Source organism: Gordonibacter sp. (assembly GCF_036667095.1).
Classification (GTDB): Bacteria; Actinomycetota; Coriobacteriia; order Coriobacteriales; family Eggerthellaceae; genus Gordonibacter.
This window is the reverse complement of record NZ_JAVWUP010000026.1, coordinates 14,067-27,763: the sequence shown is the minus strand read 5'-3', so window position 1 is coordinate 27,763 and position 13,697 is coordinate 14,067. Positions and strand designations below refer to the sequence as shown.

Below are 13,697 nucleotides of genomic sequence, written 5' to 3'. Positions count from 1 at the left end.
ACCGACTTCGATAGAATGATCGGTGAATTCTCAGCCATGAATCTCCATCGAAAAGGAGTATTGCTCGAAACCCTAACCGCATGGCGAGGACTCGACGTGGGAGACGACCTCATGTTCTGCATTGAGTCGTTTGTCCAGCTTGAAACAATACTAGTCTCACGCTGGCTACGTGATGGCTGCCTCCCTGATCCCAAGACATTCGCAAATCAAATCACAATGCTGGTTCCAGAGCTGCTGCGCGAAGCCCTCGCGCTGAGCTAGCGAGCAGATTCAGGCTCTAGCTCCAAGACAAAGAACGATCAACGGGCACTATATGCGAAGGGAGCCGACTCTTCGGCTCCCTTCGCATATAGCCCACCTAGCTTGGCATCAACTTCCGACACCTAAGCTCAGTTTTACGCCTGGTTCTCCTTGATGGTAACCTTCGCGTGCTCCAGAAGCCATTTGTTGGCACGGATACGCTCGGCTGCCTCGCGCAGCGCAAAGCCGCGTCCCGACTCCTCCATCTGGCGACGGACGCCCTGGGGGTTCTGCGGGTTCATGGAGGTGCAAGCCTCCATGATATCCTCGTCGCTCACTACCAGGCCCTCATGGGTGAACAGGGCATCCAGCGCATAGCCCTGCACGAGCATCTGGCGCGTCTGCATCATCATCATCATATTGAACTGCTGCTCGCCGCCCTGCTGCTCGACGAACTGCTCCCAGGTCATACCCTCCTGCTGCTGCACCTGCGCACGCAGGTTGTTCAGCAGGTTGCGCGACATCGACTCGTACACCTCGTCGGCAATCTTGCCCTTGAAGCGCTTCGCCAGCTCGGTGACGGCCAAGTTGCGCTTGTAGTTCTCGTACTCGCCCATCTGCTGGCGATGGATGGTGCCCGAGATGCTGCTGCGCAGGGCATCCATATCGGCGTACATCGGCATGTTCTTCTTCAACCAAGCATCATCGATAACAGGAGTGACCTGCTTCTGTATCTCCTTGACGGTGGCCGTGCACTCGATAACCTCGACGATCTCGTTGCCCTCGTCGTCCAGGCCGGGACCCTCGAACGTGAACGTCTTCGTCTCGCCCACATCCATGCCGATGATGTTCTCATCGAAGCCGTCGGGCATGAGGCCCGCACCCGTGGCATACGTACGACCGTCCATCGTCAAGCCGGGTACCTTCTCGCCATCCATGAACGACTCAAGCGAGATCATGCACACATCGCCCTTGCCGACCACATGCGGCTCGTCGGTCACGTACTCGACATAGCGCTCGGCTAGCTGGGCTATCTGATTGTCAACTTCGGCATCATCGGCAACCAGCTCGGGCACCGTGATCTCAACGGACTCATAAGACTCGAGATCATAGTTGGGTTTAGGCGCAACCACCAAGCCGAACTGGAAGGTCTGGCCGCGCTTAAGAGGCGATTTCGGCATCGCCTGGGGCGGATACGCCGGGATGATGCCGGTCTTGTCCACCGCGAACGGCACCAGAGCCTCGACGGCCTGGGCCTCGACGACCGCATCGAGGTCTTTGATGCCCATGCGCTCCTCGCACACCTGGGCAACCGTCTTGTCGCGCTCGGGATGCAAGCCCATCTGCTGGGCGAACATGATCCCGGCATTGTTGAGCGCGGTGCTCACTTCGGCTGTCGACGCGACGGCTTCGACCGAGATCTTCCCATCGTCGAGCTTCTTCTGCGTTACTTTCATCTTGATTCCGTCTCCTTAACAGGGGCGCCGCGACAACTGGCGCCAGTCCCCTAATAGACCGCAACAACTAGCAATTGTAGCGCACATCGCGTGCAGCGGCGACGAGATGCGCGCAATAAAGTGCACTGCACGCGAAAGCGAAGCCGCAAGCCCGCAGGAGCGCATCCGGAACACCATGCAGGCCTGCCCACAAAAAAGAAACTGCACGGAAAACGCTCCGCAATGCCTAAAGGCAACAGGGGCTTCGGTCTATTCAGGGGGTTTGACCGAGGCACCCACGCGGTGCTTACCGTGCAGCACGCCTTGCACTATACAAGAAGGAGGCTGTCGGCACATTATACCAACAGCCCTATTTTCACCCCTCAGCCTCATACCTCCCGTACCACTTTCGCTCTTTGCACGAGCAAGCATTCCAAACTTGCACCCGACGCATACCCCCGAAACTTCTCCAGCGCATGGCCTCGGAGACAGGAAGCAGCCGTTCCGCATGTCGCAAGAGCACCCCTCCCATCACGACAAAGCCCCAACCGGAATCACGGTCGGGGCTTTGCGTTCGCCGCATAAAATGAGGAGATCGGCGAAAGAGGGCTACGCGCCCGGAGCCTTCGGAGCACCCGGTGCCTTCGGGGCGCTGGGCACGCCCGGCACGCCTGGAGCCTTCGGCACACCAGGAGCCCCGGGAACGCCCGGCGCACCCGGAACCCCAGGAATACCCGGCGCCGGAGCAGCTTTCGCACCGCAACTCGGACATTGGCTGAGGGTAGGATCGACCTCCGCGCCGCACTTAGGGCACTTGACGGGACCCGCCTCAACAGTTGGTGGTCTGAAGCACATAGGAAAAATCCTTTCTTTCGAAAAAGCGCTCACCGCAACAAGGACTGCCGCCTTGCCGCCGTCGACAGGAACCTGACCATCCCTATCACGCACCCCCACTCTACCCCTCCAAACCCTCCGAGCACATCCCCCGCAAACACTTAAATGCCTTCAAACAACTAATGCTTCCCGTCTGATTTAAGCTCCCGGTCAGGCATTTTGAAATCAAACAAAACAACCCCCAACAGCCAGCAGAAAACCCCAACCAGCCCCCCTCGCTCCCCCGAACACCCAACGAAGAAAACCCAGGTGCCGCTGAGGGCGAAGATGTCTTTTTGCGAGATTTCCCCTTCGGGGACTTGCTTCGCGGCGCCGCTCCCGGAGCCGAAGCATCCAGTGGATGCTTCGTGCGAACCCAGGACCTGCCCGAGCAAAATTCCCCTCCGGCAGCAGTCCCGACCAGGTAGATTTACTCGTTAGATTTCAAACTCTCCACCATGTCCACCCGTGCCAGCTTCCGCCTCATAGCCAGCATCACCAATACGGTGAACAGCATCGTCAGCAGAAACGCCAGCACAAAGCTCAGCGGATGGATCGTCCGCCCGAACATGACCTGATCGACTTCGGCCGTCACCACGACGAAGCCTTCCATGAACACGCCCAGCACCAACCCCACCAAGCATCCGATAACCGACAACAGCACCGTCTCGCGGTAGATGTACGCACTCACCTCGCGCGGCGTGAACCCGAGCACCTTCAAGGTGGCTATCTCGCGCTGTCGCTCGGTGATGTTGATGTTAGTCAGGTTGTACAGCACGATGAAGGCAAGCGCCGCCGCAGCCACCACCAGCACCACCACGATCAGCCCCACGCTTTTCAGCATGGACTTGTACGCATCGATCACCTCGTCGTTGTACGCCACCGTCTTCACGCCTTCGATCGCACGCACCCGATCGTTAAACTGCGCACGTACGTCAGCCTGCGTGCTCGCATCGGCATAGTAGGTCGAAAACACCGGCTGCTCCCCCGTCATATGCTCGTAGAGGTCGGAGCCGATGAACACGTAGTTGTAGATGTAGTTCTCCATGATACCCGTGACCGTCAGGTCGTAGGACACCGACGTGGCGTTGCCCATCATATCCTGCTCGGCCAGATGCAGCGTGTCGCCAACGCCCACGCCCAGTTGGTTCGCCAGCTTTTCGGCGAGGATAACGCCGTCGGAGCCCAACGCAAGCGGCTCATGTCCCACACGCGTACGCATGGTCAACAGGCTGTCCAGCCCTCCAGCGCCTTGAGGCACCACAACCGACGCATGGATGCCGTCGGCATCAGGCCCGCTCGCAACCATGCTCGTATCCTGCGCACGCACGTACGTCGATACGAACGCCTTATCGTCCATGACAGACGCCAGCTCGTCTTCCGCCTGCGAAGCGATATCGTCCTTCGTCGTGACGACCGTGTTGTAGTGCACGATATCACCGTACTGCTTGTCGATGATATCGTTGATGGAGTCTTGCAACCCCAGCCCGGTCAGCAGAAGCGCCGTGCATCCCGCTATGCCGATGACCGTCATGATGAAGCGCCGCTTGTAGCGGAACAGGTTGCGGAACGTCACCTTCCACGAGAAGGACAGGCGACGCCATACCGGGGCAGCGCGCTCCAGCAAAATGCGCTTGCCCGCCTTCGGAGCGCGAGGCAGCATGAGAGTAGCAGGCCGCTCACGCAAAGTGGCGAACACGGCAGCCCACGTGGCTCCCAGCGTCACACCCACGCCAAGACCCGCTGCCAGGCCCGCCAAAGCCGGGTCGATAGGCAGAGGGCCTGGCGGCACAAAGTAGATGATGGCATACGCCTTCGAGATAACCGCCGGCAATACCTGCGAGAGTACGGCAATGCCGATAGCACTGCCCGCGATGCTGGCAACCGCCGCGTAGATCAGGAACTTCGACGAGATACGCGCGCGGCCATAGCCGAGGGCCTTGTAGGTGCCTATCAGCACGCGCTCCTCTTCCACCATGCGCGTCATCGTAGTGAGCGCGACCAAAGCGGCTACCAGGAAGAAGATGAAGGGGAAGACCTGCGCGATGCTGTCCACTCGGCCAGCATCCGAGTTGAAGCTGGCCACACCATAGTTTTGGTCGCGGTTCATGACGAGCCAGGTCGGGTTGTCCAGATCGTCTATCGTTTTCTGTGCATCGGCTAGCTGCCGCTCGGCATCGCCTAACTGGGTGTCGGCGTCGGCCTTCCTCTGATCGTATTCGGCAAGCCCGTTTTGGTAGTCGCTTTTTCCCTGTTCCAACTGCGCGCGCCCGTTGGAAATCTGCGCCGCTGCATCGTTTAGCTGTTGCTGGGCAGCGGCAATCTGGGCATTGGCGAGCGATGCCGCCGAGGCAAGGTCGGAAGCGCCCCGCTCCACCTGCGCCACGGCAGCATCGAATTCGGCTTTCTTGCTGTCGAAGGCGATTTGCTGCGCATCAAGCTGCTGCCGGGCGGCGTCGAGCTGCTGCTGGCCGCTTTCGAGTTGCTGACGCGCCACCTCAAGTGCTGCCAAGTCTGCCTGATGGTCCTGCATGAACTGGGAAAGCTGCTGCGCAAGAGCGTCGCGCTGCTGTTCCAGCGCCGCCTTCTTGGCCTCATAGTCGGGATCGTTCGGATCGAGCGCGGCTATCTGGGCATCCAGGCTGTCAATACCTTGCTGCATCTGGCCTATCGCAGCATAGAGCGGGTCGCCTTGGGCATGCCAGGCCGCCCATTGCTGCGCCAGTCCGTCGGACTGCGCCTGCCACTGCGCCCACGCATCCGCCAACTGGGCCTGGCCCTGCTCGATTACCGGGCGCGCCGCATCCACTTGGGCCCGCCCCGCGGCCACCTGCTGCTCGGCCGCCGCCAGTTGCGTTGCGGCCGCGCTACGCTGCCGCATCAGCTCCACCGCTCCGGAGTCGTACGGGGCCTGCGCGTCCACAAGCTGCTGCTCGCTCTGGGCAAGCGTCGCGGCAGCTTCGTCCAGCGCACGCTTTGCCTCGTCGAGTTGCCTTGCCGCATCGGCCTTCTCGCGCTCAAAATCGGCGCGCTTCTCGTCGAGCTCCTTTTGCGCGTCGCCGCGCAGTTCGTCTACTCGTGCTTGTTCGCGCACAGGCGCGAGGGCCTCGATGCGGTCCTGCACAGCCGAAACGCGCTCCTGGTAAGCATCGCTTCCCGAGAACTCGCCCGCCGCCCCCGCTACCGTTACAAATGCTTCGGTATAGGGTTGGTCCTTCGAGAAATCGCTTTTCGGAACATACATGAACTGCTGTATCGAGCCCGACCCGAGCGAGGTAGATCCCATGCTCGTGGAGGACACATAATACGACGAGTGCACATAGCCTACCACCGTGTATGTACGCGCTGCCAGCACGTCGTCCACCTCTTGCGCGCCTTCGGTGATCTGCACTTTGTCGCCGATCTTCGTCGGCGTGCTCATAACCTTGTCGGCCGACAGCACGCATTCGCCCTCGTTTTGCGGCCATGAGCCATCGACCAGGATCGGGCGATTCAGATAGCCTCCATCATCCGAGAGGGCATGCACCCCGTCGCCCGTATCGCTCGCCTGCGCTGTCGCAGGCAGCGAATGCACACGTATAGCGTACTGCTCGCCGTTCATAGTGGCCATAACATCTGTCTCGTAGGCCGACATGACCTCTTCGACACCCTCGATGTCCCGAAGCGCATCGATGTCGCCATCCGTCAGCCCCAGCGTCGAAACTACACGCAGATCCATGAGAGCCGTACCGTCGTAGTACTCGTCAGCCGCCAGCTTCATGTCGGGTGCCGTCATACGCAATCCCGCATAGAAGCCAGTACCTAGGGCCACGATACCCGCAATAGCCAGAAAGCGCCCCAGCGAGTGGGTCACCGAACGTAGGACATCTTTGTTGAACGCGCTTTTCACACAGCCGCCCCTACCACTCCAGCGTCTCGGCCGACAACGGCGCTGCATTGCGCTCGATTTCCGCCGCACGCCCTTCGCGGACATGAATGACCCGGTCGGCAATGGCCGTGAACGCCGTGTTGTGCGTGATCAAAACCACAGTCTTCCCCGTGTCGTAGCAGGTGTCCTGCAAAAGCTTCAGAATGGCCTTGCCCGTCTGGTAGTCAAGCGCACCGGTCGGCTCGTCGCACAGCAGCAGCTTCGGGTTCTTGGCCAGCGCCCGTGCGATGGCCACACGCTGCTGTTCGCCGCCAGAAAGCTGTGCCGGAAAGTTGTCCTTGCGGTGGCCAAGCCCCACCTGGGCCAGCACCTGGGCCTCGTCCAGCGGGTCCTTGCATATCTGCGAGGCAAGTTCGACGTTCTCCAATGCCGTCAGGTTCTGCACCAGATTGTAGAACTGGAACACGAACCCGATGTCGTAGCGCCGATAGTACGTAAGCTCCTTCTCGGAAAACGCGCTGATCTCCCGCCCATCCAGTACGATGCGCCCCGAAGAGCAGGAATCCATACCGCCCAGCATGTTCAAAAGCGTCGTCTTGCCAGCTCCTGAAGGCCCTACGACCACCACGAGCTCGCCGCGCTCGATATCGAAGGTCATGCCGTCGACGGCTGCCACCTCGACCTCACCCATCCTGTATATTTTGCGGACATCTCGGAACTCGACAAAAGCCACGGCAGATTCCTTCTTCCGACCAACCCATCTTCCACGCTGCCCCCACGATACACCAACGACCATCGACACGCCAGCCACATCCGAGGTATACAAAAGCGCCCCGCATATGCAGGGCGCCTTCAGGTAAAACAGCAGTGCTCAAGCGAGCAATGCCTAGGAAGCGAACATCTCGATCGTGTCGCCTTCCTTCAGCGTGACCATGGCCTTTTTCCAGGCGCGGGTCTTGCCCAGCTGCACGCGAACGCGCTTCGGCTTCGGCTTCACGTTCAGCGTGTTCACGCGTACCACCTTCACGTTGAAGATAGCCTCGATAGCCTGGGCGATCTCCACTTTGTTGGAGTCTTTCGCCACCTCGAACGTGTACGTGTTCTTCTCCATCATGTCGTAGCTATGCTCCGTGATGATGGGGCGGATGATAACCTCGCGGGGGTCCTTCATTATGCAAGCACCTCCTCGATGTGCTTCAGGGCCTCGGCCGTCACCACGAGCTTCTTGTTGTCGATCAGCTCGTAGGTGTTGATCTCGGACACCGGGATGATATTCATCTTCGGGATGTTGCGGAACGACAGGTACGTATCCACATCGTCATCGGCGATAACGAGCGTTACGCGACCCTCGAGGCCCAGCGCCTTGCACGCGGCAACAGCCAGCTTCGTGGACGGCTTCTCGAACTCGAAGCCCTCGACGACGATAAGCTCGCCGTCAGCAAGCTTAGCCGACAGAGCGGAGCGCATGGCCAGCTTGACTTCCTTGTTGTTCACGCGGAAGGCGTAGCTGCGCGGATGCGGACCGAACACGGTACCGCCGCCGGCCCACTGGGGAGCGCGGATGGTGCCCTGACGAGCGCGGCCGGTGCCCTTCTGGCGCCACGGCTTCTTGCCGCCGCCACGGACCTGCCCGCGCGTGAGGGTATTGTGCGTACCCTGACGCCACGCCGCACGCTGGGAGCGCACGACCGTGTGCATCACGGGCACGTTCGGCTCGACGCCGAACACGGAAGCGGCGAGGTCGGCAGTGCCGGCCTTCTTCCCGCTCGCGTCTTTGATATCAATCGTGGTCATAAGTTCTTACTCCTCTTCCAGCCCGCGCTTTAAGCCATACGGACGCGAACGATGCCATTCTTGCCGCCGGGGATGGCGCCGCGCACGAGGATGAGGTTCTGCTCCTCGTCGATACGGACAACCTCCAGGTTCCTGACGGTCACGGTTTCGCAGCCCATGTGACCAGGAAGCTTCAGCCCCTTGAACACGCGGGACGGCGTAGCGCACTGACCGACCGAACCGGGAGCGCGGTGGAAGTGCGAGCCATGGCCGCCCGGGCCGCCATGATGGCCGTAGCGCTTCATGACGCCGGCGAAGCCCTTGCCCTTGGACCGACCCATAACGTCGACCTTCTTCGTCTCGCCGAAGGCCGCAACCGTCTGTTCGTCGCCGACCTTGTACTCGCTGGCGTTTTCCACGCGGACTTCGCGCAGGTAGCGCACCGGATCGGTGCCCTGCTTGGCGAAGTGACCCGCCATAGGCTTGTTAACGCGGTATTCACCGCTCTTCTTGAACTTGCGTACAACTCCAAAGCCCAACTGCACGGCCTCGTAGCCGTCGGTTGCCTTGGTCTTCACCTGGCAAACCTTGTTCGGCTCGGCCTGGATCACCGTAACGGGGATGACGCGGTCGTCCTCGCCGAAGATCTGGGTCATGCCGATTTTCTTACCGTAGATAGCGTTAATCATGACAACGACCCCCTTTACAGCTTAATTTCGATGTCGACGCCGGCCGGGAGGTCGAGACGCATCAGGGAGTCGACCGTGTTAGGGGTCGGCTCGAGGATGTCGATGAGACGCTTGTGCGTGCGCATCTCGAACTGCTCACGGGAATCCTTGTCGACGTGCGGACCGCGGATGACGCAGTACATGTTACGCTCCGTCGGCAGCGGAATCGGACCGGACACTTTGGCACCCGTCTTTTGCGCGGTATCGACAATGAGCTTCGTGGACTGGTCCACAATCTCATGATCGTACCCCTTCAAGCGGATGCGAATCTTCTGATTAGCCACTTACCTTACCTCCGTTATTCAGGTCACGCGCTTTAAGCGTTCCCGCCGGCCTTGCTGATAATTTCTTCCGCCACGTTCTTCGGCACAGCCTCATACGAAGCGAACTGCATCGTATACGAAGCGCGACCCTGCGTCGTGGAGCGCAGGTCGGTAGCGTAGCCGAACATCTCGGACAGCGGAACCTTCGCCTTGATGGTCTTCGCGTTGCCGCGGTCGCCCATGCCCTGGATCTGGCCACGACGGCTCGACAGGTTGCCCATGACGTCGCCCATGTACTCCTCAGGAGTCTCGACTTCAACGGCCATCATCGGCTCGAGAATCACCGAGCCACCCTTCTTCAGCGCGTTTTTGATAGCCATGGAACCGGCCACCTTGAACGCCGCCTCAGACGAGTCGACCTCGTGATAGGAGCCGTCGACGAGTTCGACACGCACGTCCACAACCGGGTATCCAGCCAACACGCCGGAGTTCAGCGCTTCCTGGATGCCGCGATCGATAGGCGTGACGTACTCCTTCGGCACCGAGCCGCCCACGGTCTTGTTCTCGAACACGTAGCCCTTGCCAGCCTCTTCCTGCGGGTACATGTTGATGACCGCATGGCCGTACTGGCCGCGACCACCGGACTGACGCACGAACTTGCCCTCGGCGCCCAGAACCGGCTTGGTGGCCGTCTCGCGGTAAGCAACCTGCGGCTTGCCGACATTAGCCTCGACCTTGAACTCGCGCAGCAAGCGGTCAACGATGATCTCGAGGTGCAACTCGCCCATACCGGCGATGATGGTCTGGCCCGTCTCCTGGTTGGTGGACACGCGGAACGTCGGGTCCTCCTCGGCGAGCTTCTGCAGCGCCACGCCCATCTTGTCCTGCTCGGCCTTCGTCTTCGGCTCGACAGCAATGTCAATAACCGGCTCGGCGAATTCCATGGACTCAAGGATGATCGGCTGCTTCTCATCGCACAGCGTGTCTCCGGTGGACGTGTCCTTCAGGCCTACGACGGCAACGATGTCGCCGGCGGCACAGCCGTCGATGTCGACACGCTGGTTGGAGTGCATCTGCAGCAAGCGGCCGATGCGCTCTTTCTTGTCCTTGCTGGCATTCAGCACGTACGAGCCGGAGTCGAGCTGGCCCGAGTACACGCGCAGGTAGGTCAGCTTGCCCACGAACGGGTCCGTCATGATCTTGAAAGCCAAGGACGAGAACGGAGCCTTCAGGTCGGAGGGACGCTCGCCCTCTTCACCCGTATCAGGGTTCGTGCCCTTGATGGCGGCAACGTCGGTCGGCGCAGGCATGTAGTCGACTACCGCGTCAAGCAGTTCCTGCACACCCTTGTTCTTGTAGGACGAGCCCACGAACACCGGGTGGATCTTGCAGTCGATAGTGCCCTTGCGGATGGCGGCCTTAAACTCGTCGACCGTCACCTCTTCCTCCATAAGCACTTTCTCCATGAGGGCGTCGTCGCAGTCGGCGGCAGCCTCGAGCAGCTCGCCGCGGCGAAGCTCAGCTTCCTCGGCAAACTCGGCCGGGATAGCATCCAGGGGCTCGGGGTAGGTCATGCCCTTCTCGTCGGCCTTGAAGTCCCAAGCCGTCATGGTCACCAGGTCAACGATGCCCCAGAAGGCATCCTCGGCACCCATGGGCATCTGCGCAGCAACAGCCGGCGCACCCAGGCGGTCCTTCATGGTCTCGATGGCATGGAAGAAGTCCGCGCCAATGCGGTCGTACTTGTTGATGTAGGCAATGCGAGGCACGCCGTAACGGCTGGCCTGACGCCACACCGTCTCGGACTGCGGCTGCACGCCGGCAACGGCATCGAACACCGCAACGGCACCGTCGAGCACGCGAAGCGAGCGCTCAACCTCGGCCGTGAAGTCAACGTGGCCGGGCGTGTCGATAATCTGGAAACGATACTCGTGTCCATCGTCGGCGCCGCCGGGATACTTCCAGAAGCACGTAGTAGCGGCAGCCGTGATGGTCACGCCACGCTCCTGCTCCTGCACCATCCAGTCCATCGTCGCGGCACCGTCGTGCACCTCGCCGATCTTGTGGGTCTTGCCCGTATAGTAAAGGATGCGCTCGGTCGTCGTCGTCTTGCCCGCATCGATGTGGGCCATGATGCCGATGTTGCGCGTATCTTGTAAACTCAGTTTAGCCATGTAAGCTCCACACCTTCCTCTAGAAGCGGTAGTGCGAGAACGCGCGGTTGGACTCTGCCATCTTGTACAGGTCCTCGCGCTTCTTCACCGAAGCGCCCGCATTTTCAGAGGCATCCATGATCTCGGCAGCCAAGCGCTCCTTCATGGTGTGCTCTTTGCGCTTGCGCGAGTAGTCCACCATCCAGCGGATAGCCAGCGTGGTGGCACGGCGGGAGTTGACCTCCATCGGCACCTGGTAGGTGGCGCCACCGACACGCTTCGGCTTGACTTCGAGGGTCGGGCGAACGTTGTCCATGGCCTTCTTGAACACGGCCAGCGGATCGCCTTCGGTCTTCTTCTCGATGATGGCGAAGGCACCGTAAACGATGTTCTCGGCGGTTGCTTTCTTGCCGTCAAGCAGGATCTTGTTGATCAGCTGCGTGACAAGGCGGTTGTTGTACTGTGCGTCCGGCTGTACTTCACGGCGGACGGCTGCTGCACGACGCGGCATGTATTACTCCTTCATGTTCCTGCGCGCTTCGAGACGGCTTTCAACCCGTCCATTAGGTCCCGCAGCCCGCCCCCTTTGGGCGATTGCGGTTTCGCGACCCGCGCGTCTTAGCGGTTGCTTACTTGGGGCGCTTGGTACCGTAGCGGCTGCGAGCCTGACGACGGCTGTCTACAGCCGAGCAGTCCAGAGCAGCACGGATGACCTTGTAGCGCACACCGGGGAGGTCCTTAACACGACCGCCGCGGATGAGAACCATCGAGTGCTCCTGCAGGTTGTGGCCGATGCCCGGAATATAGGCGGTCACTTCCATGCCGTTGACCAGGCGCACACGACAGACCTTGCGAAGAGCCGAGTTCGGCTTCTTCGGCGTGGTCGTGTACACGCGGGTGCACACACCGCGCTTCTGCGGGTTGCCCTTCAGAGCCGGGGTCTTCTTCTTGTCGACCGACTGGCTGCGGCCCTTGCGGACCAACTGGTTAATAGTAGGCAAAGCTTCTCTCCTTCTACCTCTTGCTTCGATTGCCTATATATAGGCAATCTCCTTTTGCACACGCTTCCCTGTGCGTTCAGCTGGTACGCACATGAAAACCTGCGCCCGTAATTGGCGCGATCGAGAACTCTACCACCGGCCATCAGGCTTGTCAAACGCCACGCATCCGGGCGTATCTATTGCTTTAGAACACATTTCGCCTGATTAAATAGAACAATTTAGAAGAATACAAATTTTTTCAAACAAATACGTTGCTTTTTTCTTTCACACAACACTTTGACCTGCATGCAGCAAAGTCAACAGACTGGCAGGATCAAGGCAGGCGACAGGGGCACGACGACAAAGCCTACCATCAAAAGTAACGAGATAGGTTGCCTCTACACGTTGCGCAGCAGCCAGCACCAAATCATCCTCGAAATCATCGTGCAGATCGCGATAGGTTGTCGCCTGCAAAATATCGGACTGCCCGACCGGTACCACGATCGACAGTTCTCTCATACTGCGCACGCACGACCACGCCGATTCCCGTATGGCAGCAACCGTACCTTTATCTAAGCAGACACCACGTGCGTGGATTTTCTTTTTTTGGTTGCGCTGATGTAGGTAATAAACATCTTTCAAGGATAACGCAGCGCTGTAAAGCACCGCCTCTTGCGCGATGAGCGTGCGAATCAAAGCTGCACTTTCTTTCGCACCTAATCCACCGCCCTCGAAGTAATGCAGCCAAACATTGGTATCAACGAGAACTTTGAGCGGCTGGGCACTCATCACAACCCCCCTCTTTGCAATTTCTCGTCGTACGCTTCATCGCGCAGATCATCGTAGTAGGCTTCGACCACCTCGTATGCGCTCAGCTGCTCGCGTGGCTTGTCGCCGTATGTTTCCTCCTTCAAGTCCTGCCAGACAACAGGACGTGGCGGAGGCAAAGTAATTCCGTGTGCCTCAAAAATATTCTCGACAAGATGCGGGCCTTCCTCGGCGATCGCCAACTTGCGTTGCCGCTCAGCCTCTTTTTCGGTATTAGTGGCTTTACGCATGAAGACAGGCAGGTCGTGTTGCTTCTCCAGATAGCCCCAGAGTTCCCGCACCGCATCGCTTGGCGTAAGCCCGTACAATGCAAGCACTTCATCCCCGGCAATCTTCAAATCTTCCGGCAACCGGGTATTCATCTGAACCGCACCCATAGCCCACCTCTTTCCAAGCGTCACTACAGCAGCGCTATACAGTATAGCACACGTTGCCGCAGGTGCTCTGACAGGGGAAGGTTTTGCTCCCTCTCTGGCACCGAGGCCGAGAGGCCCTCGGCGAAAGGTGACAGACAAATGAGAACCGCTACCGGCCGTCTCGGCTGATAGCGGTTCT

General features: G+C 59.8%; 14 protein-coding genes. 1 reads left to right on the top strand and 13 read right to left on the bottom strand.

Annotation, left to right across the window (positions count from 1 at the left end; genetic code table 11):
• Positions 1-261 (top strand): hypothetical protein (locus tag RR842_RS04590; RefSeq protein WP_332729099.1); only part of this gene is annotated, 261 nt, incomplete at its 5' end.
• Between the two features lie 134 nt (positions 262-395).
• Here the strand turns inward: RR842_RS04590 and RR842_RS04585 are convergent.
• The 13 genes from RR842_RS04585 to RR842_RS04525 all read right to left on the bottom strand — a co-directional run bounded on the left by RR842_RS04585 (position 396) and on the right by RR842_RS04525 (position 13,519).
• Positions 396-1,697 carry a trigger factor gene (locus RR842_RS04585; protein WP_332513126.1) on the bottom strand — a complete coding sequence of 434 codons (1,302 nt, stop codon included), beginning with the start codon at positions 1,695-1,697 and terminating at the stop codon, positions 396-398.
• A gap of 588 nt (positions 1,698-2,285) precedes the next feature.
• Positions 2,286-2,531, bottom strand: a complete 246-nt coding sequence (locus RR842_RS04580; protein WP_332729098.1) for a zinc-ribbon domain-containing protein — start codon at positions 2,529-2,531, stop codon at positions 2,286-2,288.
• Between the two features lie 448 nt (positions 2,532-2,979).
• Positions 2,980-6,438, bottom strand: a complete 3,459-nt coding sequence (locus tag RR842_RS04575) for an FtsX-like permease family protein (protein ID WP_332729097.1) — start codon at positions 6,436-6,438, stop codon at positions 2,980-2,982.
• 10 nt (positions 6,439-6,448) lie between these two features.
• On the bottom strand, positions 6,449-7,150 hold the full coding sequence (locus RR842_RS04570; protein WP_332513128.1) for an ABC transporter ATP-binding protein: 702 nt from the start codon (positions 7,148-7,150) through the stop codon (positions 6,449-6,451).
• A gap of 153 nt (positions 7,151-7,303) precedes the next feature.
• On the bottom strand, positions 7,304-7,588 hold the full coding sequence (gene rplW / locus RR842_RS04565) for a 50S ribosomal protein L23 (RefSeq protein WP_332513130.1): 285 nt from the start codon (positions 7,586-7,588) through the stop codon (positions 7,304-7,306).
• Positions 7,588-8,211 (bottom strand): 50S ribosomal protein L4, encoded by a 624-nt coding sequence (gene rplD, locus RR842_RS04560; RefSeq protein WP_332513132.1) that lies wholly within the window; start codon positions 8,209-8,211, stop codon positions 7,588-7,590. The genes rplW and rplD overlap by 1 nt, the downstream gene beginning before the upstream one ends.
• 29 nt (positions 8,212-8,240) lie before the next feature.
• The gene (gene rplC, locus RR842_RS04555; protein WP_332513133.1) at positions 8,241-8,879 is read right to left on the bottom strand and encodes a 50S ribosomal protein L3; all 639 of its coding nucleotides are present in this window, start codon (positions 8,877-8,879) and stop codon (positions 8,241-8,243) included.
• A 14-nt stretch (positions 8,880-8,893) separates the two neighbouring features.
• Complete coding sequence (gene rpsJ, locus RR842_RS04550) at positions 8,894-9,202, bottom strand: 30S ribosomal protein S10 (protein WP_332513135.1); 309 nt, start codon at positions 9,200-9,202, stop codon at positions 8,894-8,896.
• Positions 9,203-9,234: 32 nt separating this feature from the next.
• Positions 9,235-11,355 (bottom strand): elongation factor G, encoded by a 2,121-nt coding sequence (gene fusA / locus RR842_RS04545; protein ID WP_332513137.1) that lies wholly within the window; start codon positions 11,353-11,355, stop codon positions 9,235-9,237.
• A 19-nt stretch (positions 11,356-11,374) separates the two neighbouring features.
• Complete coding sequence (gene rpsG / locus RR842_RS04540; RefSeq protein ID WP_332513139.1) at positions 11,375-11,845, bottom strand: 30S ribosomal protein S7; 471 nt, start codon at positions 11,843-11,845, stop codon at positions 11,375-11,377.
• A gap of 118 nt (positions 11,846-11,963) precedes the next feature.
• Entirely contained in the window at positions 11,964-12,335 is a 372-nt protein-coding gene (rpsL, locus tag RR842_RS04535; RefSeq protein WP_332513140.1) for a 30S ribosomal protein S12, read from the bottom strand.
• Positions 12,336-12,599: 264 nt separating this feature from the next.
• A complete protein-coding gene (locus RR842_RS04530) occupies positions 12,600-13,103 on the bottom strand; it encodes a PIN domain-containing protein (protein WP_332513141.1) in 504 nt (167 codons plus the stop codon).
• Positions 13,103-13,519 (bottom strand): type II toxin-antitoxin system RelB/DinJ family antitoxin, encoded by a 417-nt coding sequence (locus RR842_RS04525; protein WP_332513143.1) that lies wholly within the window; start codon positions 13,517-13,519, stop codon positions 13,103-13,105. Before RR842_RS04525 ends, RR842_RS04530 begins: the two co-directional genes overlap by 1 nt.
• Positions 13,520-13,697: the final 178 nt, after the last annotated feature.